The sequence below is a fragment of the Methylocapsa aurea genome (assembly GCF_000746085.1).
GTDB classification, from domain to species: domain Bacteria; phylum Pseudomonadota; class Alphaproteobacteria; order Rhizobiales; family Beijerinckiaceae; genus Methylocapsa; species Methylocapsa aurea.
Genome location: NZ_JQKO01000011.1, coordinates 1 through 26,976 on the forward strand (window position 1 = coordinate 1; position 26,976 = coordinate 26,976).

At 62.6% G+C, this 26,976-nt stretch carries 21 protein-coding genes, 1 tRNA gene and 1 pseudogene; 12 read left to right on the forward strand and 11 right to left on the reverse strand.

The features are described 5' to 3' along the window. The 3 genes and pseudogenes from DL86_RS08680 to DL86_RS08690 form a co-directional block, all read right to left on the reverse strand. Positions 1–227 (reverse strand): annotated as a pseudogene (locus tag DL86_RS08680) (IS21 family transposase); the annotation flags it as partial. A gap of 96 nt (positions 228–323) precedes the next feature. Further along, positions 324–1,955: a hypothetical protein gene (locus DL86_RS08685; RefSeq protein WP_036260399.1), complete on the reverse strand. Its 1,632-nt coding sequence runs from the start codon at positions 1,953–1,955 to the stop codon at positions 324–326. 74 nt (positions 1,956–2,029) lie between these two features. Next, positions 2,030–2,320 (reverse strand): hypothetical protein, encoded by a 291-nt coding sequence (locus tag DL86_RS08690; protein WP_156964548.1) that lies wholly within the window; start codon positions 2,318–2,320, stop codon positions 2,030–2,032. Positions 2,321–2,366: 46 nt separating this feature from the next. Here DL86_RS08690 and DL86_RS20335 point away from each other — a divergent pair, with 46 nt between their 5' ends. From DL86_RS20335 to DL86_RS08705, 3 genes are all read left to right on the forward strand, one after another. Then, the gene (locus DL86_RS20335; RefSeq protein WP_156964549.1) at positions 2,367–2,525 is read left to right on the forward strand and encodes a hypothetical protein; all 159 of its coding nucleotides are present in this window, start codon (positions 2,367–2,369) and stop codon (positions 2,523–2,525) included. 1,070 nt (positions 2,526–3,595) lie between these two features. After that, a complete protein-coding gene (locus DL86_RS08700) occupies positions 3,596–4,711 on the forward strand; it encodes an efflux RND transporter periplasmic adaptor subunit (protein ID WP_245276313.1) in 1,116 nt (371 codons plus the stop codon). Continuing rightward, entirely contained in the window at positions 4,708–7,764 is a 3,057-nt protein-coding gene (locus tag DL86_RS08705; protein ID WP_036260408.1) for an efflux RND transporter permease subunit, read from the forward strand. Before DL86_RS08700 ends, DL86_RS08705 begins: the two co-directional genes overlap by 4 nt. Positions 7,765–8,079: 315 nt before the next feature. Here the strand turns inward: DL86_RS08705 and DL86_RS19215 are convergent, their stop codons facing one another. After that, positions 8,080–8,319, reverse strand: coding sequence for a twin-arginine translocation signal domain-containing protein (locus DL86_RS19215; protein ID WP_084572801.1), 240 nt, complete (start codon positions 8,317–8,319; stop codon positions 8,080–8,082). Between the two features lie 489 nt (positions 8,320–8,808). On the opposite strand from DL86_RS19215, the gene DL86_RS08710 reads away from it, so the two are divergent. Together DL86_RS08710 and DL86_RS08715 are read left to right on the forward strand one after the other, a co-directional pair. Continuing rightward, positions 8,809–10,197 (forward strand): DUF1254 domain-containing protein, encoded by a 1,389-nt coding sequence (locus tag DL86_RS08710; protein ID WP_036260411.1) that lies wholly within the window; start codon positions 8,809–8,811, stop codon positions 10,195–10,197. A gap of 16 nt (positions 10,198–10,213) precedes the next feature. Continuing rightward, on the forward strand, positions 10,214–11,248 hold the full coding sequence (locus DL86_RS08715; protein ID WP_202899182.1) for a DUF1254 domain-containing protein: 1,035 nt from the start codon (positions 10,214–10,216) through the stop codon (positions 11,246–11,248). A 95-nt stretch (positions 11,249–11,343) separates the two neighbouring features. Here DL86_RS08715 and DL86_RS08720 read toward each other — a convergent pair. From DL86_RS08720 to DL86_RS08730, 3 genes are all read right to left on the reverse strand, one after another. Next, positions 11,344–11,420, reverse strand: a tRNA-Arg gene (locus DL86_RS08720). A 137-nt stretch (positions 11,421–11,557) separates the two neighbouring features. Next, complete coding sequence (locus DL86_RS08725) at positions 11,558–13,048, reverse strand: ATP-binding protein (RefSeq protein WP_051953037.1); 1,491 nt, start codon at positions 13,046–13,048, stop codon at positions 11,558–11,560. Between the two features lie 9 nt (positions 13,049–13,057). After that, complete coding sequence (locus DL86_RS08730; RefSeq protein ID WP_036260594.1) at positions 13,058–14,515, reverse strand: dihydrolipoyl dehydrogenase family protein; 1,458 nt, start codon at positions 14,513–14,515, stop codon at positions 13,058–13,060. A gap of 400 nt (positions 14,516–14,915) precedes the next feature. On the opposite strand from DL86_RS08730, the gene DL86_RS08735 reads away from it, so the two are divergent. Then, positions 14,916–16,238 carry a UDP-glucose dehydrogenase family protein gene (locus DL86_RS08735; protein WP_036260414.1) on the forward strand — a complete coding sequence of 441 codons (1,323 nt, stop codon included), beginning with the start codon at positions 14,916–14,918 and terminating at the stop codon, positions 16,236–16,238. A gap of 234 nt (positions 16,239–16,472) precedes the next feature. Here DL86_RS08735 and DL86_RS08745 read toward each other — a convergent pair whose 3' ends face one another. After that, the gene (locus tag DL86_RS08745) at positions 16,473–17,054 is read right to left on the reverse strand and encodes a hypothetical protein (protein WP_036260421.1); all 582 of its coding nucleotides are present in this window, start codon (positions 17,052–17,054) and stop codon (positions 16,473–16,475) included. Positions 17,055–17,141: 87 nt separating this feature from the next. On the opposite strand from DL86_RS08745, the gene DL86_RS08750 reads away from it, so the two are divergent. Then, positions 17,142–17,717: a DUF2975 domain-containing protein gene (locus tag DL86_RS08750; protein WP_036260423.1), complete on the forward strand. Its 576-nt coding sequence runs from the start codon at positions 17,142–17,144 to the stop codon at positions 17,715–17,717. A gap of 2 nt (positions 17,718–17,719) precedes the next feature. Next, the gene (locus tag DL86_RS08755) at positions 17,720–17,965 is read left to right on the forward strand and encodes a helix-turn-helix domain-containing protein (protein WP_036260425.1); all 246 of its coding nucleotides are present in this window, start codon (positions 17,720–17,722) and stop codon (positions 17,963–17,965) included. An 83-nt stretch (positions 17,966–18,048) separates the two neighbouring features. Here DL86_RS08755 and hrpB read toward each other — a convergent pair whose 3' ends face one another. Then, positions 18,049–20,532, reverse strand: a complete 2,484-nt coding sequence (gene hrpB / locus DL86_RS08760; RefSeq protein ID WP_036260427.1) for an ATP-dependent helicase HrpB — start codon at positions 20,530–20,532, stop codon at positions 18,049–18,051. Positions 20,533–20,879: 347 nt separating this feature from the next. On the opposite strand from hrpB, the gene DL86_RS08765 reads away from it, so the two are divergent. Next, a complete protein-coding gene (locus DL86_RS08765; RefSeq protein ID WP_156964550.1) occupies positions 20,880–22,814 on the forward strand; it encodes a potassium transporter Kup in 1,935 nt (644 codons plus the stop codon). A 59-nt stretch (positions 22,815–22,873) separates the two neighbouring features. On the opposite strand, the gene DL86_RS08770 is transcribed toward DL86_RS08765, so the two are convergent. Then, a complete protein-coding gene (locus tag DL86_RS08770) occupies positions 22,874–23,557 on the reverse strand; it encodes a hypothetical protein (protein ID WP_245276314.1) in 684 nt (227 codons plus the stop codon). A gap of 233 nt (positions 23,558–23,790) precedes the next feature. Here DL86_RS08770 and DL86_RS08775 point away from each other — a divergent pair, with 233 nt between their 5' ends. Both DL86_RS08775 and DL86_RS08780 read left to right on the forward strand, forming a co-directional pair. Continuing rightward, the gene (locus DL86_RS08775) at positions 23,791–24,372 is read left to right on the forward strand and encodes a YqaA family protein (protein ID WP_036260433.1); all 582 of its coding nucleotides are present in this window, start codon (positions 23,791–23,793) and stop codon (positions 24,370–24,372) included. An 8-nt stretch (positions 24,373–24,380) separates the two neighbouring features. After that, positions 24,381–24,908 (forward strand): disulfide bond formation protein B, encoded by a 528-nt coding sequence (locus DL86_RS08780; RefSeq protein WP_036260596.1) that lies wholly within the window; start codon positions 24,381–24,383, stop codon positions 24,906–24,908. Here DL86_RS08780 and rlmN read toward each other — a convergent pair. Beyond that, the gene (gene rlmN / locus DL86_RS08785) at positions 24,874–26,073 is read right to left on the reverse strand and encodes a dual-specificity RNA methyltransferase RlmN (RefSeq protein ID WP_036260435.1); all 1,200 of its coding nucleotides are present in this window, start codon (positions 26,071–26,073) and stop codon (positions 24,874–24,876) included. The genes DL86_RS08780 and rlmN overlap by 35 nt on opposite strands. Before the next feature lie 139 nt (positions 26,074–26,212). Here rlmN and DL86_RS08790 point away from each other — a divergent pair, with 139 nt between their 5' ends. Further along, complete coding sequence (locus DL86_RS08790; RefSeq protein WP_036260436.1) at positions 26,213–26,974, forward strand: SIMPL domain-containing protein; 762 nt, start codon at positions 26,213–26,215, stop codon at positions 26,972–26,974. Positions 26,975–26,976: the final 2 nt, after the last annotated feature.

The following is a 26,976-nucleotide window of genomic DNA, read 5'->3' on the forward strand; positions in this document are numbered from 1 at the left end:
TTCTGCTTGCGCGATTTGACTGCTTCCTGCCGCAGCCAACCCGCCAGCTTCTCGGCGAATGGGTCCAATTTGCTTGGCCGATCGGGAACCTTGAACTTTGGCTCAACCGCGTCCGCCCGCAGGTATTTGCGGATCGTGTTCCGGGACAATCCCGTCCGCCGCTCGATCTCCCGGATCGGGACGTCCTGCCGGAAATGCCAGCGCCGGATTACGCTCAATAACGCCATGTCGATCACTCCTGGATCCCCCGACAAATCAGCCAGGGGGAGGTCAAAACATGGGTCAGTTCTCAGTGAAAAACTCTGGCCTTCCAGGGTCACATCTCAGTGGAAATCAACAGCCGGGTCGGAATTGCGGGCTCCGAAGTGGAGCCCGTCCGACCCCTGCAGGCCTTCGAACGGACCGGCGCCCACGGCGCGCTCGAGGACATAGCCCGCCACCTCGGTCGGCGGGGCCGACTGGGCATCGGCTGGCCACAGCGCCAGCGCTGACGGATCGGCTGTGCTGGGCGGATCCCAGGCGATCTCGAAGCCGAGGTGATCGTCGCGCTGTCCCCGGCGGCTTGCCCGCGCCGAGCTCCCGAGATTCTCCACGTCGATTCCTGTCGGCGGCGGAGGCGGCGCGCCAGGCGCGAAGACCAAGCCATAGACCGCCGCGGTGATTTCGACCGGCTCCTTCGGATCCAGCCCCGGCCCCAGCGGCCGGGCGACCAGCCCGGCCAAGGCGCCGTCGCCCTTCAGGATGATCTCGTCGACCGGCGTGCTGAACTCGACCAGCGTCCGCTGACCGAGCGCTGCCGACAGGCTCGCGACGGGCAGGCTTGAGCGCAGGCCAAGGATGTCGAGCGGTCCCTCCGAGCGGCCGTCGAGGACCACCCGCGTGGTCGGCGTCGGCAGGCTGGCCCTGATCCGCTTGAACCGGATCAGCTTCCGGAGCGCGGTCAGCGTGTCCGAGGCCGCGGCATCGGCCTCGACGATCGGCGCGGGCGTGACATGCAGCACCACCTCGCCGAGGGCGAAGCGCGAGGGCAGCGCGTAGCCGCGCGGCGCGGTATGGAAATCGACCCGCTGCTCGTCCCGGTCGGCGCGCGGGACCTTTCCCCGGATGCGGTAGTCATAGGCCTCGCCGGGGGTCAGATCGAAGCGGTCGATGAAGCCGAGCCCCAGCCCGCGGCGCAACGGCGACGAGGCCGACAGGGCCGTGACCAGGCCGAAGGGCAGCGTGTCCCAGCCGCTCGCATCGGCGGTGGGGTCGTTGACCGAGACGCGCCAGGCCGCATTGGCGAACGGCCGCCGGAGCGCCGCATTGGCATAGCGCGAGAGGTCGTCGAACGCCCCGTCGATGTCTTCCGGAGTGGCTTGGGCGATCGCCTGCTGATGCTCATCATTTACCGAGGCCAGCGACGGGTTGACAGCGCGGAAGGGCATCTGCAGCCCCGATACGATGGTCTTCGCGCCGTCCCAGACGACCTTGTCACGCAGGTCGCCGCAAATCCTGACCGGCGCGTCGATTGTCTTGAGGACGAACCAGACCGTCGCGATGTCGGCTGCCGCGAGGCGGCAGGCGCCGCCGCTGAAAGTCCTTGCCGCGACGACCTTGCCGTCGGCGCGGGCGGCGAAGGCGGCGATGCCCTGGCTTGCGGCGATGTCGACCGTGTCGCGCCGCCGGACGAGGTCGCAACGGAAGGTCCAAGAGCCCTTAAGCGGCTCTACTTGATTGTTCGGCGTGGCCCAGACGGTCGCGTCCGGCAGCGGCAGGACCCCCAGGCGCCGGGCGCGGTCGAGATCGGCGGGGGCGAGGCTGAAACAGTGACTGCCGTCGGGGCGTTCGGCCACTCGCCGCTCAATGGTGAAGCCTTCGAGCGCATGGCCGGTCGGAAAAGGCGGTGACCAGAGCAGGTGGATGCCGTCGAGTTTCCCACCTGAGAGCTCCGATATGGCGTGAAATGCGAACATCAGCGCACCTGGAGCCACGGTCAGGGGTCAGGCAGGAGTGAACTGCCTCCACTGAAGTGGTCCGCCAACGCCCGCTACAAAGACAACTGGAGCTTGACTATGGGCCCACCCAGGGGTGATTTTGCATCCCAACACCCGCATTTCCGGAAGTACAGAGCTTTGGCGATCACAAATATGTGATCGCGAGGCTGATCGGCTGCGGTCTTGCGCGCCTTGCCCGAGACGCCTTTCGAGCCCTGCGACAAGCGCGCAGCGAAGACGTCGACGAAGAGCGCGCCGTGGCGCGCCTCGCGCGACAACGGCGACTTGCTCATATCCCGCATGAGGAAGTGAGCTTCATCGTGGGCCACGGCGTCGAAGCTCAAATTGATGGACGCCGCATCCGGTTCGGCAACCGACGCTTCCTGCAGGATGACGAACTTATATCGCTCGCCCGCGCGCGAGCTGCCAAAGACATTCGAGGCGGAAGGCAAGTCGCTTCTTTACGTGGCTGCCGATGACCGTCCGCTTGCGGTTTTCGCATTGCGTGACCGGCTGCGCCCGGAAAGGACCGGCGCGCTCCTGCAATGACGGGCGCTGGGCGTCAAGCGCATCGTCATGATCACATAGACCGCGCCGCAAGATAAATCAGATCCCGTCGCTTCCCGCAGGAGAGCCGCCAGCGCCACGCCGCGGCGAAGCGCTGGCTGCGAAGTGATCCGCGGATCATCGTGCGGTGAGCCCGCTGACTTTCGACGCTGTCTTGACTTTAGCCTCAATCATGCAAAACTCCATTTGCCCGGCGGTAACTCGTTTACCTGCGAGCATTTGAAGTATGCCAATACAACTCACCAACACTGATCAGAAAAAGCGTCGTCGTGGACAGATCAGATCAAAGGATGTCACTCGGCATCCGATCTGTATTCTCGGGCGTTCGTTCGATCAACCTAAGAGGGTCACGATTTCGGGTAAAGCGGCTCGACGCATGGGCCTTTCCGTTTTTTTGAGCCGGTAAAGCTTGGGAAACTGAAGGCGCCCGACTTAACCGATGCGAATATAGCTTGTAGAGCCAGGATCGCTCCTGCTGAAAGGGTTCATGAAAATGTTGTCTCGCCGCTCTTTCTTAGATGGTCTTTTTGCGATAGGCGCAGCTGCGGTGTTTGCGGCAGGCGCATCCGAAGCCGTCGCCGCCGCTCCTGAAGCGCAGGGCGCCCCTCCCGCGACTTCGCGCCGCCGCAGCCGGCCCGCTCATCCTCATTCCTGGTGGGAGCGCCGCGCTCGGCGGAGACGACTCCGCGCCGAACAGAGACGCAGACGCGCCAAGCCCGCTCAATGACGGCGTTTTAATTGTCTCCGGGCCCCTGGGAGCGCCGCCAGAGGCCCGGACTGAAATCCTTTAGAGCCAAACGGCGATTGCCGGAGAATAATTTCAAGCCAATAGCAGCGTAAGGATTGTCCGCGGGCTTTGCGCAACGAGAGGCGGCGACCCCTTGCGCAAGGCAGCCATCGGGGCTCCCCGCGTAGGCGAGGGAAATCGACCGATGATGAACAATTAAGGGCGTCGTCGGGCAGGTCCAACAAAGTCGCACGTTGTGGGATTGAGGCGCCGGGCGCCAGTCGCGATTGGATATGTGAGCATATCCAGGTTAAAGGACGGCGCCTTGGCAGTATGCAGCCCTTATCCGAAAGCGTGGCGCGTTTTGGCGCGCACCCTGATTCTTTTACCGGCTTTTGCTCCTTTGCTCGCTGGGTGCGACAAGGCGGAGACGGAAGCCAAGGCTCCCGAGCCGCGCCCGGTCCGCACGGTCACCACCGAGAAAAGCGAGATCGGCGAATTGGTCGTTCTGACCGGACAGATTCAAGCGGAAAACGAAGCCGCTCTCGCCTTTCGCATCGGCGGACGGATCATCGAAAGATTGGTCGGCGTCGGCGACCATGTCGAACCGGATCAGGTGCTGGCCAAACTCGACCCGCAGAACGAGTTGAACGCCTTGCGATCGGCGCGGGCCGCACTTTCGGCCGCAAAAGCGCAATTGGCGCAGGCGCGCAATACGTTTAAGCGCCAGGAAACTCTTTTGGCGAGGGGATTTACCACCAAGGTCCTTTTCGATCAGGCGCAGCAGGAGCTGCGCACCACGCAATCCCGGGTCGATGACGCCAAATCGCAGTTGGAAATCGCCGAGGATCGCGTGAGCTACACTCAACTCAAGGCGAACGCCGCAGGAACTGTCACCGCCCGAGGCGCCGAGTCCGGCGAAGTGGTGCAGGCTGGACAAATGATCTTCCAGGTCGCCCGGAAGGTGGGATGGGACGCCGTGTTCGACGCGCCAGCCCAGGTGATACGGTCGGCTCCTCCCGACCCTAAAATCATCGTAGCCCTGACCGACGATCCTTCGGTCACGGCGACCGGGCGGGTGCGTCAGGTCGATCCGCAGGCCGATCCCATCACCCGGACATTCAAGGTGAGGGTAAGCTTGAGCGATCCTCCGAGCGCCATGCGGCTTGGCGCGACGGTGACGGGACGCATGGAGTTGGATTCGGCCGCAGGCATCTCGGTTCCCGCCAGCGCCCTCACGACGATCGATCGCCAGCCTGCAGTCTGGATCGTCGATCCTTCGAGCCTGACGGTGTCGCTGCGCAATGTAGAGGTGTTGCGGTTCGATCCCGGATCGGTGGTGATTTCGCAAGGCCTGGACGGTGGGGAGATCGTCGTGACCGCCGGCGTTCAGGCGCTCCACCCCGGGCAAAAGATACGCCTGATCGGATCGCCTTCGTGACCGGCCCCAATCTTTCCGAATGGGCGCTGAAACACCGATCGTTCGTCATCTTCATGATGATCGCGGTGACCGTCGCAGGCCTTTCTTCCTACTTCCGGCTCGGCCGCAGCGAGGACCCCGCTTTTACCTTCAGGACGATGATCGTGCAGGCTTCCTGGCCGGGCGCGACCCTCGACGACACGCTCGCGCAGATCACGGAAAGGCTTGAACGCAAACTGCAAGAAACCAAGGGCCTCGATTACCTGCGCAGCTACACGAGTCCCGGCGTCACGACAATTTTCGTCAATTTGAAAGGGGAGACGACCGCCGCCGAGGTGCCTGACATATGGTATCAGGTTCGCAAGAAGATCGGCGACATCCGCCATACCCTGCCGCCGGGCGTCGTTGGTCCGCGCTTCAACGACGATTTTGGCGACACCTATGGGTTGATTTACGGCTTTACCGCCGATGGATTCACCCATCGCGAACTTCGCGATTATGTCGAGGACATCCGCTCGCGATTGCTGCAGGTTCCGGATGTATCGAAGATCGAAATCCTCGGCGCTCAGGATGAGCAGATCTTCGTCGAGTTTTCGATCCAGCACCTGGCCGGACTCGGGATCGACCGAGCGGCTTTGATCGCCGCATTGCAGGCGCAGAACGCAGTCAGCCCCTCGGGCTCCATACAGACCGGCAACGAGAAGCTTTCGCTGCGGGTGTCGGGCGCCTTCCGGTCTGAACAGGACATTCTCGCCGTCAATTTCCTGTCCAACGGGCGCTTGATCCGGCTTCGCGACATAGCCGAAGTGCGCCGCGCTTATGCCGATCCGCCGCAGCCGATGTTCCGCGTCAATGGACAGCCCGCAATTGGCCTCGCCATCGCCATGAGGAATGGCGGCGACATTCTGGCGCTCGGCCGGAACGTCAGCCAGGGGATTGACGCGGCCATCGCCGATCTGCCGCTCGGCATCGAGCCGACGCTCGTGTCCGATCAACCCGCGGTGGTCAACACCGCCATCGGCGAGTTCATGACCTCGCTGTGGCAGGCGATCGCCATCATCATGGCGGTGAGTTTCGTCAGTCTTGGGATCCGCGCCGGCGCGGTTGTCGCGCTGTCGATCCCGCTGACGATGGCCATTGTCTTCCCCATCATGGAAGGGCTCGGGATCGATCTCCAGCGCATTTCGCTGGGCGCTTTGATCATCGCCTTGGGCCTTCTCGTCGATGACGCCATGACCACCGTCGATGTGATGACTTCGCGCCTTGCTCAGGGCGAGAGCAAGGAGGAGGCCGCGACTTTCGCCTATAAGACTTTGGCTTTCCCCATGCTGACGGGCTCGTTCGTCACGGCGGCGGGCTTCGTGCCGATCGGCTTTGCGCGGAGCGCGGCGGGCGAATACACGTTTTCGATCTTTGCCGTCGTGACCATCGCGCTGATCGTTTCCTGGTTCGTCGCCGTTCTGTTCGCGCCATTGCTTGGCGTCGCGCTCCTCGCCAAGCCGAAGGCAGCGGCGACGGATCAACGAGGGCTGGTGTTGCGGCTCTTTCAACGGCTCCTTGTCGGGGCTATGCGAATGCGTTGGCTCACCATCGCTGCGACGCTGGCGTGTTTCGTTGCGGCTCTCCTGGCGCTGCCCTATGTGCCGCGACAATTTTTCCCGGCCTCCGACCGGCCGGAACTCGTCGTCGATCTCACCCTGCCACAAAATGCCTCGATCTACGCCAGCGACGCGGCGACGGCCACACTCGACGCAATCCTCAAGGGCGATCCCGACGTCGAACGCTGGAGCGCCTATGTCGGACGCGGGGCGATCCGCTTCTATCTTCCGCTCGACGTCCAACTGGCCAACGACTTCTTCGCCCAGGCGGTCGTCGTCGCCAAAGACGTCGCCGCGCGCAAGCGGCTTCAGACGAAGCTCGAAAGAGCGCTGGCGGAGCAACTGCCGAGCGTTGTCGCCAGAGTGTCGCCGCTCGAGCTTGGGCCTCCTGTCGGATGGCCGGTGCAATATAGGGTTGGCGGTCCCGACATCGCGCAGGTGCGGTCAATCGCCTTGCGCCTCGCCGAAGTCCTTGGCGCGAACGCCAATGTCAGGGAGGTCAATTTCGACTGGATCGAGCCGTCCCGCATGGTCCGCATCAATATCGATCAGGATCAAGCCCGGCTCTTGGGCCTGAGTTCGCAAGCGCTCGCCGAGGTTCTGAACACGGTGATGACCGGGGCGCCGATCACCCAGGTGCGCGACGACATCTATCTCGTCAACGTGATCGCAAGGGCGCAGGATGAACAGCGCGTCTCGCTGTCGACCTTGCGCGCCCTGCAGCTTCCGCTCCCCAACGGGCGCACGGCGCCGCTCAGCCAAGTCGCAACCTTCGATTTTGAGCAAGAATTTCCGCTGATCTGGCGCCGCCAGCGCGTTCCGACTTTGACGGTCCAGGCCGATGTCGCTTCCGGTGCGTCGCCGGAAAGCGCGGTCCAGTCGCTGGCGCCGGCGATTGCGAAGCTGAATGAAGGCCTGCCGAAAAACTACCACATCGAGGTAGGCGGGACAGTGGAGGAAAGCGGGCAATCGCAGGCGTCGGTTTTCGCCAAGGTTCCCCTGATGCTGTTCCTCATGGTCGCCTTCCTGATGGCGCAGCTGCACAGCTTCAGCCGCCTCTTTCTGGTCGTCAGCATTGTCCCGATGGGACTGATCGGGATCGTCGCCGCGCTGCTCATCTTTGGCAAGCCGCTTGGCTTCGTCGCGATCCTCGGCATTCTGGCGCTGCTCGGAATGATCGCCCGCAATGCGGTAATCCTCATTGAGCAGATCGAGACCGAGCGGACGGAGGGGAGGCAAACATGGGACGCCATCGTCGAGGGGACCCTCTCCCGCTTCCGCCCGATCATGCTGACGGCGATTTCGACGGTTCTCGGATTCATTCCGATTGCCCCAACGGTGTTCTGGGGGCCGATGGCTTTCGCGATCATGGGCGGATTATTCGTGGCGACGGTTCTTACCCTGATAGTCCTCCCCGCGCTCTACGTCGCATGGTTCCGAGTCAAGGAGCCGCGACGCGACCGCGTTGCGGCGTAAGCGCGGGAAAAGCGAGGCGTCTCCTGTGAGAGTCTGCGTGAGCAAGCCGCCGACTGAGGCGAGCGCCGACTTAGCTCACACTCCCGTGTTTGAAGAGTCCGAGCATATTCCGAACAAATTGAACCAATTTGTTCGGAATATGCTCTGGAGCCGGATGATTTTGGACGGAATCGCAACGCGATCACGTCCAAAGTCTTAAATCCGCCTCTCATCAAAGAGTTAGAGCATGATGTCGTCCGAAAACCGGTTTCCACTTTTCGGCATCATGCTCTAGGCTGGTGGCAAGGCGTAATTGTCACCAACCACGCCGGGGCTTCAGCGCCAGCCGCACACCCGACGCCTCCTGCGCCACCAGCAAACCCGGCGGCGCACGCGGCGGCCACGTACAACGACGACTGCCTTTTCGATAAAATCTTCTGTCTTCGCAGAAGGCGCCAGCCCCATCGCTAGCGGCGAGGCTTCGGCTAGGTCCGGCATCATGGTCAGGCCGAGGGTGGCGGCTGCGGCGCCGCTTAGAATTGTTTTCAAGGCAGCGCGGCGATCAAGTGCGGTCATTTATTCCCTCCCAACAGACGTCAGAATTGACGCATCAAAAACTAGCGTCGGCGACGGTCAAGTCCATAGCGGACTTGAAGGGGATCAAATGCGGGAAGCCAGCGTTAGAGCTACTTCCCTAGCTAGGGTCTGATGATGTAAAATTTGAAATGGGCGAGCGGATTCGCTTCCTTTAAGCCAACCTTGGCAAGCCGTCGTAATGTCTCGGCTCGGCAGCTAAAATTTACCGTATTATTAATTGCCGTACCAATTGCACATTTAATACGGCGGCAAACAACCAAGCGATTGAAACATTTGGCGCCCCAGCGTAGATGAAACCGATAACTATGTCTCCGCTGGGGCGCTATGATATTCTGACCTTCGGCCTGCAATTGTCACCGATAGCGTCCGAGGCTCGCTGCGGCCACTACGACGGATTGAAGATCGCTTCGTCGACATGACCGCGGCCGGCAGTTCGAGACGATGTAACGATGCGGGAGCTAGCGGACCATGGTCAGAATCGTTCTTGCAGCAATGACCCTGCTGATGGCGAACGCTGCCATCGCACAGGAACCTTCCCCTGCAGAGGCCCGCGCCATCGCGAAGGAAGCCACCATTTACGGCCTCCCGCTCGTGGACAACTATCGTGTCCAGTACTCGTATTTTGTCGACCGGAACAATCCGGACTTCAAGGCGCCATGGAACACCGTCAACAACGTTGGGCGGGTGTTCACGCCGGCCGACAAGGCAATTCAGACGCCCAATTCGGATACGCCATATTCGCAGCTCGGGGCTGATTTGCGCGCCGAGCCGCTCGTGATTAGCGTGCCCGAAGTCGAGACAGCGCGATACTACTCGCTGCAATTCGTCGACATGTACACGTTCAACTTTGCCTATGTCGGCAGCCGTGCCACAGGCAACGGCGCTGCAAACTTCCTGCTGGCCGGTCCTCGCTGGAATGGCGAGGAACCGGAAGGCATCAAGGCCGTCATCCGGTCGGAAACGGACTTCGACTTCGTGCAGTATCGGACGCAGCTTTTCGATGCCGGCGATATCGACAACGTCAAGAAGGTTCAGGCGGGGTACAAAGTCCAGCCGCTGTCGCAGTTCCTTGGGCAGCCGGCCCCTGCCGCGCCGCTCCCCATCGAGTTCATCAAGCCTCTGTCGCCGGAGCAGCAGCGCACGTCGCCGGAGTTTTTCAACATCCTGAATTTCGTTCTTCAGTTCTGTCCTACTCACCCGTCCGAAACCGGGCTGATGGTGCGCTTTGCAAGGCTCGGCATTGGCGCCGGCAAGAAGTTCGATTTCAACGCCATGTCGCCTGATCTGCAGAAGGCAGTCCAGGAGGGCATGGCCGAAGCTTGGAAAGAATTTGCGGAGTTCAAGGCGACACAGATCGACACGGGCAAGCGACCCGCCAGTGAGGGCTTTGGCGCCCGCGAGTTCATGAAGAACGACTACATGGCCCGCAAGGCGGCCGCTGCGCTGGGCATATATGGCAACTCGAAAGAGGAAGCCCTCTATCCGGCCTACTTCATCGATGCTGGCGCCGAGAAGCTCGAGGGCGCCCACAGCTACAGGTTGAGCTTCACACTGGATCAGCTGCCGCCGGTCAACTCGTTCTGGTCGCTTACCGTCTACGATCTGCCGGCGAGTCTGCTTTACGACAATGCCATCGATCGCTATCTGATCAATTCGCCGATGCTGCCGGGACTGAAGCGGGACGCCGACGGCAAGATTACGCTCTATCTCCAGCATGAATCCCCGGGGAAAGACCTGGAGGCGAACTGGCTGCCGATCCCGGCTGGCCCGTTCTGGGCGACGCTAAGGCTTTATTGGCCGAAGCCTGAAGCACTGGATGGGCGATGGACACAGCCGCCGCTCGAACGCGTGAAATAATTCCCGAGAGGAACCCATGATGCGAGCCTCCCAGATCCCGCTGCTGCTGCTGATTTCGGCCGCGATGATCATCGGCGCCATTGCCCCGGCGCCGGCGCAGGACAACACCAATGTCGTGACGCAGGCGAACTATTGCCGTGCCGAGACGGACCGCGCCTTTGCCGGCGGCCTCACACTGTCCGGCGGCGTGAACAAGTGGTTCCACTACCGTGCGGTCACACCGCTCGACAAGCAGAACGTTATCCGAATGAACAAGGATACGCTCTATTCGTCGGCTCTGGTGGACACATCGAAGGGGGCAACATTGACCGTTCCGGAGATACCGGACGGCCGGTACTTTTCCGTGCTCATGGTCGACAACGATCACTATGCGCCCGGTGTGATCTACACATCCGGCGTCCACCAGCTCCCGCGGGATACCAAATATCTCGGCCTCATCCTGCGCATCCATTTGCGCAACCCAGACGATCCCGCAGACATCGCGTTTGTGAACAAGCTGCAGGATCAGTTCGTCATCAATGCCGCCAGTGCCGATCCCTTTCCGGAGCCGAAATGGAACAAGGCATCGCTGGCTGAGCGCACCGCCGCATACAACGCGGAGCTCGCCAAGTACGACAAGTATCCCGACGAGTGGATGGGGCCGCGCGGCGTCGCGAACGACAAGACCCGCCATCTTGCCTGCGCCGGAGCGTGGGGCCTGTTTCCCAACAAGGACGCCGTCTACATCAACTACAATGGTGGGCTTCCGGCTGATAAGTGCCACGCCGCCACCTACACGGTGCCGAGAAATCAGGGCTTCTGGTCCATCACGGTCTACGGATCGGACGGCTATATGAAGAGCGCGAACAGCGTGCTCAATCAGTTCAACACCAGGCTCAATCCGGACGGGACGTTCACGGCTTTTTTCGGCAGCGCCAAAGCATGCGGCGACGTACCAAACCGCCTGGATGTGACGGAAGGCTGGAACTTCCTGATGCGCGTCTATCGCCCCGGCGAATCCGTGTTGAACGGCGGTTATAGGCTGCCAGACGCGGTAGCCAAGGCTCCATGACATTCGGCACTGCAGAAAAAGCACCTCTGCCTTTGGCAGTGCATCGCAAGATGCTCTGCCTCTCGATAGTGCTCCAGCGAGCTCCGGCGGAGAATTGGCGCGCCCGAAGAGATTCGAACTCCTGACCCCTAGATTCGTAGTCTAGTGCTCTATCCAGCTGAGCTACGGGCGCCTGCCGTGTCGGCCTTTGCGCGTCGCGTCGTCGGCCGGGCCGCACGAGACATGACCGCAATGGCCGGGGCGAGACTTAACGGCTCTCAATCGTCATGGCAATAGAGCATTTTCCACATACGCTAAGTCCCTTCGCCGTCACGCGCCGCCATTCGCCTCGCGCAGGGGCAGCGTCACGCGGAACTTCGCCCCGGGTCTCTCGTCCTCGTCCTTGGCGACAAGCATGATGCTTCCGCCATGCGCGCGAACAAGGTCGGCGGCGATGACGAGGCCAAGGCCCGAGCCGCCGGCGCGGCTCGACGTGAAAAACGCTTCGAACAGCTTCGACCTCGCGGCGGGCGGAACCCCTGGGCCAGTATCGGCGACTTCGATCACGGCGGCGGCTTCATCGAGAGAGGCCGTGATGCGGACCTCCGCCGGCCAGCCGGTCGTTGCGCCAGCGCTTTGCATCGCTTCGACCCCGTTGCGGATGAGGTTCATGAGGATGCGAAAAATCTGTTCGGCGTCGGCGACGATTTCAAACGCCTCGGGAACTTCATTCACAATCTCGACCCGGATGCCGGTGTCGAGGCCGATGGTCTCAACCGCCTCGTCGACAAGAGGGCGCAAGGCGAAGCGGCCCAGTTTCGGCGGCTCGTCGATGGCGCGCCCATAGGTAAGGGTCGCTTGGCAGAAGCGGATCGCGCGATCGAGCGTGGCGACGAGCTTGGGCGCGAGACGCTGGGCGAGCGGATCGGTCACGTTGACGAGGCGGTCAGACAAAAGCTGCGCCGCGGACAGCATATTGCGCATGTCGTGATTGATCTTGGCCACCGCCAGCCCGAGCGCGGCGAGATGCTTTTTCTGGTTCAATTCGCGCGCGAGGGCGTTTTGCATGATCGCCAGCGCCGCTTCGGCATGGCCGATCTCGTGATTGGCGCCGGAGGGAGCGATGACGCCGGAGGCGTTCGCCGGGTCCGCTCCGAACGCCATCAGACTGGTGGTGAGCCGCCGCACCGGGCGAAGCACCATGATATGGATCGCGACCGTCGCAAGGCTCGCCACGATCGCTGACATGACAAGCGTAAACACGAGGAGCCGAACCGAATAGCCGCGCATCGCTCTTTTGAGCGGCGCCTCGTCCATGGTGATGGCGATGGCCTCGCCGCCCATCGGCGCATCGCCAACGATTGTGAGAACGCGTCCTTTCGGGGCGGCGAGGGTCCGGATGGCGCCGGCGAGCGAGGCCAGGAAACTCGGTTGGCGCAGATCATAGACTTCGTCAACGGCGGGCGGCAGTTCGGAGGCGGCGAGTATCCGCTTCGTCCCGCGCTTGCTGAGCACGATGATCCTTGCGCCGACGCTATCCAGCAATTGGCGCGATAAGGACTCCGGCGCCATGGCGCGCGGGGCGGCCTCCAGCACGAGCGCGGCAGTATAGCCAGCGCTGAGCCGGTTCAGCAGCCAATTGTCGCGGTAACCGGCAATGGCGGGGATATAAATCATGGTCGCGGCGACCATGACGAAGGTCGTGACGAGGACAAGCACCCGAGTCGCCAAGCCAAAAAAGATCGGGCGGCGACATTTTGCCGCAACAGCCGCGCCCCCTGCGGCGAGGCGATCACCCGGAGGAATGACGAGATCGCTCATGGCCGCCCCTTAATCGAGCCTATGCCAAAGACCGGGAACAAACCGCGTCCATGCCGCGCCGACGGAAGGCCAAGACGCCATGGCGGCCCGCCGCGCCGCCTCGGAAAGCGTCGGATAGGGAACCATGATCGAGGCAAGATCGGCGGCGCTCATGCCTTTCGATATGGCGAGCGTGCAGAGATTGATCAACTCCCCCGCCGCCGGTCCGACAATTCCGGCGCCAAGAATTCTTCCGCGGGCGGAGGTGACAAGCTTGACGTGTCCGTCTGGCCTCGCCTCAATTCGGGCCCGGTCGGTCTCGGCGAAAGGCCAGCGCAGCACGTGGATCTTCAAGCGCCGCTCCCGCGCTTCGGCCTCGGAAAGGCCGGCGACGGCGATTTCGGGATCAACCGCAAAGACCTTGGCGATCGCCCCCGGCCATATTCGCCCGGCCAGCAGGCCGAGCAGGGGCGCAAGCGGACCGCGCCGAATTTGGCGAAGCGCGAGACTTGCCTGATGTTCGGCGGTCCCGGCTGGCGCCGCGCCGCGCGCAACTGCGCCAATCGCGTAAATTCGCCGATTGCTCGTGCGCAAAGTCCGGCTGACCGCAATTCCTGCGGCGTCGTAGCGCACGCGCGCGGCTTTGAGGCCCAGCCCCTCGACGTGAGGGGCGCCCTCGGCGGCGATGAGCAGATGCGACCCTTCGATCGTCTTTGTCTCCGTTTGCGGCTTGGGCGCCGCCCGTGCGATGACCGCGCAAAGGCCCTCGCCCTGCGGCTCGACCTTCAAAATCCTCACATGCTCGTGAATGGCGATCCCCTCGCGGGCGAACTCGGTTCGAACCGGCGCGACCAGTTCGTCATCCTCGCCCGCAAAAATCTTTTCTGGCGCCAGGATGACGACTTCGCTGCCGAGACGGCGCAACCCTTGCGCGAGGGCGAGCCCGTGCGGATCCGCGCCGGCCACGATGAGCCGTCGCGGCGGGCTCTCCAAGGCGCAGGCCGAACCGTAGCTAAGGGGCCGGATCAGGTCGAGGCCGGGAATCGCCAAGGGTTTCGCTGGCGCTCCGGTCGCGATGACGAAATGGCGCGCCTTGATCGTCGCGCCGCCAGCGGCCAGCGTATCGGCGCGCGTGAACCGTCCCGACGCGCGAATGACGGTCACATTGAGGGCTTCGAGGCGCTCCTGCGCATAATTGGGGGCGAGCGCCGCGACGGTCGCGCCGACATGCGCGCGCACGCCCGCATAATCAAGGCTGGCCTCTTGAATTTCGATGCCGAAATCCTGGGCGGCGCGCAAACTCGCGGCAAAGCGGCTCGCGGCGAGCAATGCGTGGCTGGGAATGGCATGGGCGAGCCGGTCGCCGCCGATGGCGCCTTTTTCGACCAGCACGACGGAAAGGCCGAACGCGGCTGCGCCTTCCGCAAGCGACAGGCCCCCCGCCCCGCCTCCGACGATGCAAATGTCCGGCGCTAAAATCTCGCTCATGCCGAGGCCTCTTTTTTGAATCTCTGGGAGATGAGGCGTCATTTCGAAATGCCGTTCCGGTTTGGGGCGGAAAATGACGCAGAATCAAAAAAATCTAATCAGGATGGCGGCGGCTTGCCAACGCAATCCTGCTGAGTTTTCCTCGCCCGCCTGTGCCGGATGACACATTCCGAAAAGAAAGCAGGAAAAGCATATCGGGATCTGTCGGCGGAATCGACGCCGGAGGGTCTGCGACAGCTTAATGACAGTCTGGCGACGCCGCCAAGAAAGGATCGCGCTGAGGCGAGAAAGAGAAGCGGCATCCTTGGGCCAACAGAACCCAGAGTTGCTTCAAGCCTCGCTCCAAGCATGCTAAGGCTGCGCGCGTTGGTCGGGGTCGCCCGTCTTCTGGGGGTTAGAGATGCATATTACAATGGTTGGTTCAGGCTACGTGGGACTTGTTTCGGGGGCCTGTCTCGCCGATTTCGGGCATACCGTCATCTGTATCGACACGGACGCGCAGAAAATCGAGGCGTTGAAAGCCGGGAAAATGCCGATTTTCGAACCTGGTCTGCAAGATCTCGTCGCCAATAACGTCCGTCACGGGCGGCTATCGTTCTCGACCGATCTGGTCACGGCGGTGCGGGACGCCCAGGCTGTCTTCATCGCGGTCGGCACGCCGTCGCGTCGCGGCGATGGCCACGCGGATCTTTCCTTTGTTTATCAGGCGGCGCGCGCGATCGCGGCCGGCCTCGATGGTTTCACGGTCGTCGTCACCAAGTCCACGGTTCCGGTCGGCACCGGCGACGAGGTCGAGCGAATCATTCGCGAAACCCGCCCTGACGCCGATTTCGCTGTTGTCTCCAATCCGGAGTTCCTCCGCGAAGGCGCGGCGATCGACGATTTCAAGCGGCCGGATCGCATCGTGCTGGGCGTCGAAGACAAGCGCGCCGAAGCCGTGATGTCGGAAATCTACCGGCCGCTTTATCTCAATCAAGCGCCCTTCGTCTTCACCAGCCGCCGCACCTCGGAACTGACGAAATACGCGGCCAACGCATTCCTTGCGACCAAGATCACCTTCATCAATGAGATCGCCGATCTTTGCGAGCAGGTTGGCGCCAATGTGCAGGATGTCGCGCGCGGCATCGGCCTCGACAAGCGAATCGGCTCCAAATTCCTGCACGCGGGACCAGGTTATGGCGGCTCCTGCTTTCCAAAGGACACGCAGGCGCTGATCAAGACGGCGCAGGATTTCGGCGCGCCGATCCGGATCGTGGAAACGGTTTCGGCGGTCAATGACCAGCGCAAACGCGCCATGGCGCGCAAGGTCTTCGCGGCCTGCGGCGGATCGGTGCGCGGCAAGACGATCGCCGTTCTTGGCCTGACTTTTAAGCCAAATACCGACGATATGCGCGATTCCCCCGCGATCTCGATCATTACCGCGCTTCAAGATGGCGGCGCGCGCATCAACGCCTTCGATCCCGAGGGCATGGACCAGGCCCGCCTCGTGCTCGACGATCTCACGTTCTTTTACGATCCCTATTCCTGCTGCGACAAGGCGGACGCCTTGGTCATCGTGACCGAATGGGATGCGTTCCGGGCGCTCGATCTCGACCGCGTCAAAACGCTGCTCAAGGCGCCTATCATGGTTGATCTGCGCAATATCTACGAACCGACCGACATGGCCGGGCGCGACTTCGCCTATTCCGGCGTCGGCCGCGGCGTAGCGCCGGTCAAGAATTAGAGGATGGTCCAAAAAAAAGGCGCGGACTTTTTGGATGAGATCATGCGTTGAAATAACGGGGTGGAAAGCGTGATCAATTCGCCTTGAAGCAATGATGCCGAATCAAAAAACCGGGGAGGACCGCGCTGGCCTTCCGGCGCAGTCCTCCCCGGGCGATGGGCCGGTTCGAACTGGTCCGCGTTGCGCGCCAGGCGCGGACAGTCGACGAAGTCCGCTTCGATCACGTTTTCTGCGCTAACATGATCGCAGCCTGGAGATCTCTTCGGCCATCGCCGGCTCCTTGCGCAGATCGAGATCTTTCGTGACGATCACATAGCGGCCTGTCTCCGACGTCAGCAAGTAAGTCGTCGACAGGAGAGGCCCGGCCGAAAATGGCTTCTCGATGCAAAATTCTTTCGTCGCGACTCCAAGGCCCAGGGACGCGCTCTTGCCATCCTGACGATATTTGAAAAGCGTGGAACGGATGACTTCGAGCCGCCCGACATCTCCGGCCGACAGAGCGTAGACATAGGTCGAAAAGCCTGGCCGGCGGGCTTCTGGCAGCCTCGAAATATCAGCGGGGTCCCGTTTCTCGGTCAAAAGGAACGTGGTTGTCCGGTCCGGCTCGCCGCTTACCTTGACCAGCACTTCCAATTTGACTCCGCCGGGACGCGGCCTGAGCCCGTCAGGCAGGCGCAAGGCGCTGCGCAATGCTGCAAGATCGGTCGTATCGAAGTTGATTCGGCTCAACTGAACGAGCGATCCCAATGGAATCGCGCCGCAGCCGGAGAGCGCTAGGGTCGCCAGAAGAACGAGAACACGGAGGGGAAAAGCCATATTTTCTGCTCACAGAAATTGCCTGTTTGAGTTAAAAATTTATCGTGCTACGATAACTTAGTCAATCAATATGAGAAGGTTTTCCCTATGCAACACGATCTCCATCCTGACCGCGCTACAAGCGCAAGCGCCAGCGATAAGCGCAGGAAGCTGCGTCTCATCTCGCGGGCGGCGGAATGGATAGCTTTTGGCGGCATGGCGCTCGTCGTCGCCTACTGCGCCTACCTATGGAGCAACGAGAGCGCCCTGACGGCTTATTTGCAGAGGGATGTTCCAGGCATCGCGCTCGCGCCGTCCGGCAACTCGTTGATCCTGCCTTATTTGCTGAGCCTCATTCCCGTCGCGATCTTTGTCGCCGCGATGTGGGAAGCTCGCGGACTCTTTTGTTTGCTCGGCAAGGCGGAGATTTTCGATTCGGCGGCCCCGCGCCGTCTTGTGCGTCTTGGCGTCCTGGCGATCGCCGCCGCCGTTGCCGGAATCGTCGTGCGAACCCTTGTTGTCCTGGTCATGACGAGCGCCAATCCGGCGGGCCAGCGGCATCTCGTCATCGGAATTGGCTCGGATGAGGTTTCCTCCTTGATCGTCGGGCTTCTTTTCCTCGCCTTCGCCCTTGTGATGCAGGAGGCAGCGAGACTTGAGGATGAGAACAGGAGTTTCGTCTGACCATGGCCATCATCGTCAATCTCGACGTGATGCTGGCGAAGCGCAAGATGCGCTCCAGGGAGCTTGCGGAGCGCATCAATTTGACCGAGCAAAATGTGTCATTGCTCAAATCCGGCAAGGTGCGAGGGATCCGCTTTGACACCTTGTCGAAGATTTGCGCGGTTCTTGATTGCCAGCCAGGGGAAATCCTGGAACATCGGCCTGACCCGGATGACACGCAAGATAACTGTCCGCCGCCGCCCCGGTAAAAATGGCGCCTCGGCTTGGTCAAAGTCTGCTTCGTTTGAAAGACAGGCGCATTTTCAGGCGACGTCCTAGTGCGTCCGCGCCCTTATGTCCCGCGCGGTTTGGCGCGGGTCGTGGCGATCGCGCTAGCGGGATCGTCGGGCCAAAAATGGCGCGGATAGCGGCCTTTCATTTCGGTTTTCACAGAGGCCCAGACGCCTCGCCAAAAGCCGGGTAGATCGCTGGTGATTTGAATCGGCCGCGAGGCCGGCGACAGAAGCTCAAGCGTCAGGGGAAACCTTCCCCGGGCGAGCGTTGGATGGCGCGCCAGCCCGAACAACTCCTGCACGCGCACCGAAAGCGAGGGACCGGAGTCCGCTCCATAGTCGAGCGCGATGCGCGAGCCCGCCGGGGTTTCGAAATGGGTCGGGGCCTCTTCTTCCAGGCGCTGGCGCAGATCCCAAGGCAAGAGGCATTTCAAGGCTTTGTCTAGGTCCTCCGGCGCGATCGCCGCAAGACTGGTCCGCTCGTGAAGAAAGGGCGCGAGCCATTCCGCCGCGGTTCTCGCCAGGGCCTCCTCGGAGAGATCAGGCCAGGCGTCGTCCGCCTCGAAACGACGCAAGAAAAGCACGCGCTCGCGCCATTGCGTCAGCGGCTTGGTGAAGGGAAGCCGATCGATCCCCAGGCCCGCGATCCCTTCGGCGAGGGCGCGGGCGCTGTCTTGGCCGGGCGCGACCGGCAAATTCTGTTCGCTCAAGGTCAGCGCGCCGAGCCGCCGGCGGCGCCGACCCCTCAGCATCGCTCGCCCGGCATCGAAACAGGCGTCCGTCTCAGTCGCGATTTTGGCGCCGGCGACCGCTTCGACATCCTCCTCGCTGAGCGCCGCCGCGACAAGAATTCGGGACGACGCGGCCCGGCCGGCGACTTCCCCGATCGCGAGAAAAGCTTCGCGCGCCAGGGCTTCGTGCGGCTCGATGCTGGCGGCGCGGCCATTGGCCATGAGAAATTCGCCCGGTTTGCCCCGCGCCTTGGCGATCCGGTCGGGGAAGGCGAGCGCCAGCAGCCTGCCGCACTCCGGGCTCCCTTTCGACGCGCGCGACAATGGCTTCGGCTTCGCGCCGGCGCGCCTGGCGAAGTTTTGGGCAAGGCGGCGGGCGTCCTCGGCCCGTGGTGAGCGATCGCGCCGGAAACGCTCCAGGCGCGCCGCGAGATCGGGGCTGTCACCGCCAAGCCCTCGCTCGACAAGGAGGGTCGCGACTTCGGCGGCGAGCGATGCATCGCCCTCCGGCGCGGCGACGATCATCTTGGCGAGGCGCGGCGGCAGGGCGAGGCCGGCGATGGTCCGTCCCGCATCGGTGAGCGCGCCATCGGAGTCGAGCGCGCCAATGTCCCGCAACAACGCGCGGGCTTCCTTGAGCGCCGGAAGCGGCGGCGGATCGAGCCACTGCAGGCTCGATGGCTCGCGGACGCCCCAAAGAGCGAGATCAAGGACGAGGCCTGAGAGGTCCGCGGCCATGATTTCGGGCGTTGAGAATGCCTCGAAAGCGCCTGTCGCGGCTTCTTCCCACAAGCGGTAGCAGACGCCTGGCTCGGTGCGGCCGGCGCGGCCCCGGCGCTGATCGACGGCGGCGCGCGAAGCCCGGACGGTCTCCAACCGGGTCAAGCCGCGATCGGGCTCGAAACGCGGCATCCGGGCGAGCCCTGAATCAATGACGATCCGCACCCCCTCGATGGTCAAGGAGGTTTCGGCGATCGATGTCGCGAGCACGATTTTTCGGCGCGGCGGCTTGACCGGCGCGATGGCGCGATCCTGGGCCGACCGTTCGAGCGCCGAATAAAGCGGCGCGATCTCGATCCCCGAGCCATCAAGGCGCTCGCCCAGCAGGGCGGCGGCCCGGGCGATTTCGCCTTGGCCCGGCAGAAAGCAAAGAGCCGAACCGGGTTCCTCGGCCATCGCCCGCATCGCGGCGGAAACCACGGCGGCCTCGATCCGTTCGCCTGGATCGCGGCCAAGATATTTGGTCGCCACCGGATAAGCGCGGCCCTCGCTGACAATGATCGGCGAATCGCCGAGGAGCCGCGCGACCCGCGCGCCGTCGAGCGTCGCCGACATGACGAGGATCCGGAGATCCTCGCGGAATGCGGCGGCTGCGTCGAGGGCGAGGGCGAGGCCGAGATCGGCGTCGAGCGAGCGCTCGTGGAATTCGTCGAAAAGAACCGCCGCGACGCCTTCGAGCGCGGGATCCTCGATGATCATGCGGGCGAATACGCCCTCGGTGACGACCTCGATCGAGGTCTTGGCCGATACCAGCGATTGCGAGCGCACGCGCAGGCCCACCGTTTCGCCGGTCCTTTCGCCGAGCGTCGCCGCCATGCGCTCGGCGGCGGCGCGCGCGGCGAGGCGACGCGGCTCCAGAACGATGATCTTGCGTCCCTTCGCCCAGGGCTCATCCCTGAGGATCAGCGGCGTGCGCGTCGTCTTGCCGGCTCCAGGGGGGGCGACGAGCACCGCCTTGGGATGGGCCAAAAGATGCTCCTTGAGCTCTCCCAGGACATCGTCGATCGGAAGGGCGGGGGCAAGGCTCGACATGTGTTTTTAAGGCCGGTTTCGAAAGTGGGATCAGGCGCTCGAACATAGGCATGAAGCGCATCGTCGTTTCAACTTGAACATTTAGAGCGCGTCCTGATTAGACGCCTCTATCTGATCGAATAGGAATCGCTCAGACTCAAAGAGTTGAAGCAAGTCGGAGCCAGAAAAGTCGATCAACATTCTTAAGGCCCCGACGAAAGCGCCGGCGGCGGAGCGTTCCGCATTTGCGGCCGGGCTTCTTCTTTCCCAAGCCCCTTCTCTCCAATGCCAGAAGAGGCTATATGCCCGCACGGCGAACGGCCGTCGCGGCCTTATGCAGCATGAAGCGCCTCTCGAAGGACTTTCAAATGGCGCAGCAGATCGCGCAACAAGGCCAGGACGCATCCACGCAGGCGGGACAGCCGCCCGGCCCGCCTTCCGCCGTCCCTCAAAAAAGCAGTTTCGCCGCTATGGCGCTAGGCTCTCTCGGGGTCGTCTATGGCGACATCGGAACGAGCCCGCTCTACGCGCTGCGGGAGTCGCTGCATCATATCAAGGATGGCGGCGTCACCGACGTAGGCGTCATCGGAACCGTGTCCTTGCTGCTTTGGGCGCTGTTCTTCACAGTGACCGCCAAATATGTGCTGTTCCTGATGCGGGCCGACAACAAGGGCGAGGGCGGAACGTTGTCCCTGATGGCGCTCGCCCAATCCGCGGTCGGGCATAAGGCGGCGGCGGTATTTTTCCTCGGCGTCGCCGGGGCGGCGCTGTTTTCAGGCGACGCAATCATCACGCCGGCGATCTCGGTGCTGTCGGCGCTCGAAGGGCTTGAGCTCGTCACGCCAGTGTTTACGCCCTATGTCCTGCCGGCCACCATCGTCATTCTCATTTCGATCTTTTGGGTGCAGAGCCATGGCACCGCCCGCGTGGCGGCTTTCTTCGGCCCGGTCATGAGCGTGTTTTTCCTTGTGATCGGCGTCCTCGGCGCCATCCATGTCGGCGATGCCCCAAATATCCTTCTGGCCTTCGATCCGCTCTATGGGCTGCGTTTTCTGTTCGGCCACGGGATGATCGGTTTTGTGGTGCTCGGCTCTGTATTCTTGGCCGTGACCGGCGCCGAAGCTCTCTATGCCGATATGGGGCATTTCGGCCGCAGACCGATTCAAATCGCCTGGATGGCGTTCGTGCTTCCGGCTCTGACCTTGAATTATCTCGGCCAAGGCGCCCTCGTGCTCTCCAACCCGGCGGCGATGGAAAACCCGTTCTTCCTGCTCGCGCCGCAATGGGCGCTGCTGCCCCTCGTCATCCTGGCGACGATCGCAACGGTCATCGCCAGCCAAGCCGTCATCACCGGCGCGTTTTCCCTGGCGCGGCAGGCGATCCAGCTTGGCCTCTTGCCGCGAATGCTGATCCTCCACACTTCGGAGACGCAGGAGGGCCAGATTTTCGTGCCGCGCATCAATCGGCTGCTTCTGATCGGCGTGCTGGCGCTCGTGCTCTTGTTCAAGAGCTCCAGCGCCTTGGCCTCCGCCTATGGCATAGCGGTGACCGGCACGATGGTCGTGACCACTTCGCTCGCCTTTGTCGTGGTCTGGAAGCTCTGGCGCTGGCCGGTCTGGCTCGCGGCGCTCTTCGTTTCCGGCTTTCTCGCGATCGACTTGGCGTTTCTCGCCGCCAATCTCATGAAGATCGTCGATGGCGGCTGGGTGCCGCTGCTTCTTGGCGGCTGCGCGATGATCGTGATGTGGACCTGGGTCCGCGGCGCTGCGCTCCTCGCCAAGAAGACCCGCCGCGATTCGATCTCGATGCAGGATCTCATCCGCATGCTCGAGAGATCGAAGCCGATCCGGGTGGCGGGAACCGCGATCTTTCTGACCAATACGCCCGAGGTCGCGCCTGCGGCCTTCATGCATAATCTGAAACATAATAAGGTCATGCATGAACGGGTCTTGATCATGTCTGTTCTGACCGAGGACATGCCGCGCGTGCCGGCAAGCAAGCGGTTTGAAATCCATAAGCTCTCCGAGGATTTCACCAGCGTGATCCTGCACTATGGCTATATGGAGAGTCCGCGGATCCCGGCGGCGCTGGCGAGCTTGCGCAAGGCCGGCCTGAAGTTCGACATCATGACGACGTCATTCTTCCTTGGCAGACGCAGCGTCAAGCCGGCCCAGAATTCCGGCATGCCGACGTGGCAGGACAAGCTGTTCATCGCCCTGTTCCGGCAATCGGCCAATCCGACCGAATTCTTCTCGATCCCCTCGGACCGCGTCGTCGAACTCGGCGAACAGGTCACGATCTGAGCCGCGCATTTTCTTAACGCGGACCGGTTGCTGCGTCGCTTGAAAATACTCGGATGAACTCAGGGCGGTCCAAACGCTAGGATTTCGCTCGTATAGGTCTCGTTGACTTCGGAAAAGGGCTGAAGATCGGCGCTATAAACCAGAGCGCGATGCTCGAAAAGCCGCCAGGGAATGGTCAGCGCCGCGCCGGGCCGGTCGGCGGGCGGGGGGCCCAGCTCCCAGCCGTCGGCGAGGGGCTTCCAAAAAATCTCGACCGCGAAAGTCTGCCGAATCGGTTTTAAATCCAGCACCGCGCGGCCGAATGGCGTGTCCGTCGTCTCGAGAATCGCATTCATTTCCGCGCTCAGCCGGCTGGGCACGTACCAATTATCCGCCTCCGAAAGGACATGGTCGCCGCAAGCGAGCTCGACGCGGCGATATTTGACAAGTTCGGTTTCGCCGATCCGCAGCCTTTGGCGCTGTTCGGCCGACGCCGGCTTCTCCATGCCGGAGACGAGTCTTGCCCGAATTGTCGGATCGCTCGCCAATTTGTGATCGGCGCACCATTTGTCGAGCGTCGTTGTCGCGCTATGCGAGGCGAGCAGGCTTGCGTTGAGGGTTTCCAGCAAAGCCAGCGCTTCGACGCGCGCGAGCATCGTATCCGGCCAAGCAGGCGCCGTCCGCGTCGCGGCGTTGTCGCCTGAAATCGCCAAGCCGCCAAGGCCGAGCATGAATCCTATCCCAATCGCCTGAAGAAAATGCACGCGGGTCTTCCCACATCGCCTTTCGCCGCGCGGGCGGCAATAGAACGCGTCAAACTCATACCATACCTTGGCCGCCTTGCCCTATCGCTTGCGCCATCATATGGACTTTGCGCCCCAAAGAGCGCTACACGGAACCTCAAACTCCGGCGGGTTCGAACGGGCCATCGGCTCCGGCGGCCCCGCTCTCCTCGCCGTGCGTTCGCGCGCCGGCTTTCCCTGGCGAGCGAAGAAACATGTTTCAGAAGCTGTATCGTTGGACCCTGAGCCTCGCGGAGAGCCGCCACGCGCCTTTTGCGCTCGGCGCGATCGCCTTCGCCGAAAGTTCTTTCTTTCCCGTGCCGCCCGACACGATCCTCGTTCCCATGTCGCTCGCGCGGCCAAAGAGCGCTTGGTATTACGCGCTGATCTGCACGGTCGGCTCGGTCGCCGGGGGGCTGCTTGGCTATGCGATCGGCGCGCTGCTGTTCGAGACCGTGGGGAAGTGGCTGATCAATATTTACGGCTATGGCGCGCGCGTCGAGGAAATGAAGACGCTTTATGCGCATTGGGGCTGGGCGGTCATTCTGTTCAAGGGCTTGACGCCAATCCCCTTCAAGATCGTGACCATCACGAGCGGGCTTTTGGCCTATAGCCTGCCGGTCTTCATCGTCTTGTCGATTCTGACGCGCGGCGCGCGCTTTTTCGCGCTCGCCTTGCTCTTGAAGCATTATGGCGAGCCGATCAAAGCGCTTCTCGACAAATATTTTGCCTGGTTTCTGCTCGGTCTCGTGGTCATGGTCATCGTGGGGTTCTGGCTCGCCGCGCGCGTGCTGTGATCGCGGCCATGTTGAATCTGACCCCGGTTCGCATCGCTCTCGTCATCCTGCTGGTCGCCTCGGGGTCGATCGTCGGGGCCCTTATTTTCGAGGCGCTGGGCTATGCGCCCTGCGAACTCTGCCTCAAGGAGCGCATTCCCTATTACGCGGGCATCGCTTTGGCCGGCCTCGCCCTGTTCCTCGCCGCAAAGGGGCCAGCGAGCCTGTTGCCGGCGGCTTTCGCGGGCCTTGCCCTGATTTTCGCGGCGAGCGCGGCGTTTGGCGCCTATCATGCCGGGGTCGAATGGGGGTTTTGGCCGGGGCCCATGGATTGCACGGGCGTTCTCGATCACACGCGCTCGGTCGAGGATTTCCTAAAGCAACTGCAAACCGTCAAAGTGGTGCGTTGCGACGCCGTCGCGATCCGCATTCTGGGCCTCTCGCTCGCCGGATGGAACGCAGTGATCTCGGTGGGATTGGCGGCGCTCGCCGGGTGGGGCGCACGGCGAAGCGGCGGCCTTTTCAGTCCTCGGCGGAAAGCAGCGCTCTGGCCCTGAGCTTTTGCGTTTCGCTTTTCAACTGACCGCAGGCGGCGAGGATATCGCGCCCGCGCGGCGTGCGGACCGGGCTCGCATAGCCGGCGTTGAACACAATGTCGGAAAATTTCTCGATTCTTTCCCAGCTCGAGCATTCATAAGGCGCGCCGGGCCAGGGATTGAACGGGATGAGGTTGATTTTCGCCGGGACGCCTTTGAGGAGCCGCACCAATTCGCGCGCCTCCGCCGGGGAGTCATTGACGTCTTTGAGCATCACATATTCGAAGGTGATGCGCCGCGCATTGGACGCGCCGGGATAGGTCCGGCAGGCCTGCAACAGATCCTTGATCGGATATTTCTTGTTGAGCGGCACCAGCCGATCGCGCAATTCGTCGCGCACGGCGTGGAGCGAAATCGCGAGCATCGCTCCGGTCTCGCGGCCGAGATCCTCCAGGCGCGGGACGACGCCGGCGCTCGACACTGTGATCCGCCGCTTCGAGATGGACAGCCCGTCGCCATCGGAAAACACTCCGACCGCATCGCGCACATTGTCGAAATTGTAGAGCGGCTCGCCCATGCCCATGAAGACGATATTGGAGATGAAGCGCGAGCCCTCCGTCGGCAGCAGTCCGTCGGAGGGCGGCGTCAATCCTGGAAAATCGCCAAGCTTTTCACGCGCGATGATCAACTGGGCGATGATCTCCTGCGATGTTAGGTTGCGAACAAGCTTTTGCGTTCCCGTGTGGCAGAACGAGCAGGTCAAAGTGCAGCCGACCTGGCTCGAGATGCACAAGGTTCCCCGATCGCTTTCGGGAATATAGACGCATTCGACCTCGGCGCCCTTGTCGCCCGCGCCTGCTGGATCGAGCCGAACCAGCCATTTGCGCGTGCCGTCGGAGGAGATCTGCTCGGCGACGACCTGTGGCCGGGTCAGAGCGAACCGCTCGGCGAGGGCCGCTCGAAGCGGCTTGGCGATGTTCAGCATCGCGTCGAAAGAGGTCGCGCCCTGAAAATAGATCCAATGCCAGAGCTGGGCGACGCGCATCCTAATTTCGCGTTCGGGAACGCCGGCCTCGGCCAGCGCCGCTGCGAGCTGGAGCCGGGTTGCGCCGGCCAGCGACGGCAAGGCGGCGCCAGTGGGCTGGGCAAGCGGGGAAAGGGATTCGATGAGACTGGACGCGTTCATCGGGCGTTCTTACCATGGCGCCGAAGATTTCTCCAGAAAGTCGTGTGCAGGCCGGCGCAAAGCCGCGGAGCCCAACCGGTTCTTTTTGCGGCGCCGCCAGTTTGATCGCCGGTCTCTCCAGCCCGCCAAAGGACGCAGAATGCCAACCCTCCTCTTTCGCGCTTTGCCCGCCTGCCTCGGCCTTTTTGTCTTGCTGGGAGCCGCTGGGGCGCCTTCGAAACAGGTCCGCGCAGCGGAGTTCCTTTTGAAAAACACCGTGCCTTCGATCACGACGAGCGGTTTTGCGAGCGCCGAGGTTGCCCCTGATATTGCGATCATCTCGCTTGGCGTCGAAACCGAGCGCCGGACCGCAACCGAGGCGATGAGCGAAAACGCCCGCGCCGCGCAGGCGGTGGTCGAAGAGATCAAGGCGGACGGGATCGGGTCGCGGGACATCCGCACTTTGTCGGTCACGCTCGATCCGGTCTATGACGAGACCCAGGACGCGCGCGGCGCGACGAAGCGGACGCTGCGCGGCTACAGCGCTCGCAACGACATCAGCGTCCGGCTCAGGCAGGTCGAGAAAGCCGGCGCCCTGGCGCAAAAATGGATCGAAAAAGGCGCCAATAATTTTGGCGGCATCGCCTTCGACTTCGAGCAAAAGGAAGTGAGATATGACGCCTTGCGCAGCGAGGCGATGCGCGACGCCTTGAGGAAGGCGAATTCCTACGTCAGTGCGCTCGCGTTGAGACTTGGGCGCGTTCTCGTCATCGCGCCTCATTCGGCTTTTTCGGGCCGGGCGCCGGCGCCGATGGGAATGGCGAGGGCCGCGCAACGCGATGGCGCAGCCGCCATCCCGGTGGAATCCGGCGTCCAGATCTTGCAGGCCGAGGTTGACGTCACTTGGGAGCTTGCGCAGTAGCC

Excerpts from the sequence above, each read along its gene's own strand:
- DL86_RS19215 (WP_084572801.1), bottom strand. The coding sequence starts at position 8,319 with ATGACCGCACTTGATCGCCGCGCTGCCTTGAAAACAATTCTAAGCGGC.
- DL86_RS08710 (WP_036260411.1), top strand. The coding sequence starts at position 8,809 with ATGGTCAGAATCGTTCTTGCAGCAATGACCCTGCTGATGGCGAACGCT.
- DL86_RS08775 (WP_036260433.1), top strand. The coding sequence starts at position 23,791 with ATGTTTCAGAAGCTGTATCGTTGGACCCTGAGCCTCGCGGAGAGCCGC.
- DL86_RS20335 (WP_156964549.1), top strand. The coding sequence starts at position 2,367 with ATGACGAACTTATATCGCTCGCCCGCGCGCGAGCTGCCAAAGACATTC.
- hrpB (WP_036260427.1), bottom strand. The coding sequence starts at position 20,532 with ATGTCGAGCCTTGCCCCCGCCCTTCCGATCGACGATGTCCTGGGAGAG.
- DL86_RS08765 (WP_156964550.1), top strand. The coding sequence starts at position 20,880 with ATGGCGCAGCAGATCGCGCAACAAGGCCAGGACGCATCCACGCAGGCG.
- DL86_RS08685 (WP_036260399.1), bottom strand. The coding sequence starts at position 1,955 with ATGTTCGCATTTCACGCCATATCGGAGCTCTCAGGTGGGAAACTCGAC.
- DL86_RS08725 (WP_051953037.1), bottom strand. The coding sequence starts at position 13,048 with ATGAGCGATCTCGTCATTCCTCCGGGTGATCGCCTCGCCGCAGGGGGC.
- DL86_RS08730 (WP_036260594.1), bottom strand. The coding sequence starts at position 14,515 with ATGAGCGAGATTTTAGCGCCGGACATTTGCATCGTCGGAGGCGGGGCG.
- DL86_RS08735 (WP_036260414.1), top strand. The coding sequence starts at position 14,916 with ATGCATATTACAATGGTTGGTTCAGGCTACGTGGGACTTGTTTCGGGG.
- DL86_RS08745 (WP_036260421.1), bottom strand. The coding sequence starts at position 17,054 with ATGGCTTTTCCCCTCCGTGTTCTCGTTCTTCTGGCGACCCTAGCGCTC.
- DL86_RS08790 (WP_036260436.1), top strand. The coding sequence starts at position 26,213 with ATGCCAACCCTCCTCTTTCGCGCTTTGCCCGCCTGCCTCGGCCTTTTT.
- rlmN (WP_036260435.1), bottom strand. The coding sequence starts at position 26,073 with ATGAACGCGTCCAGTCTCATCGAATCCCTTTCCCCGCTTGCCCAGCCC.
- DL86_RS08755 (WP_036260425.1), top strand. The coding sequence starts at position 17,720 with ATGGCCATCATCGTCAATCTCGACGTGATGCTGGCGAAGCGCAAGATG.
- DL86_RS08750 (WP_036260423.1), top strand. The coding sequence starts at position 17,142 with ATGCAACACGATCTCCATCCTGACCGCGCTACAAGCGCAAGCGCCAGC.
- DL86_RS08780 (WP_036260596.1), top strand. The coding sequence starts at position 24,381 with ATGTTGAATCTGACCCCGGTTCGCATCGCTCTCGTCATCCTGCTGGTC.
- DL86_RS08715 (WP_202899182.1), top strand. The coding sequence starts at position 10,214 with ATGATGCGAGCCTCCCAGATCCCGCTGCTGCTGCTGATTTCGGCCGCG.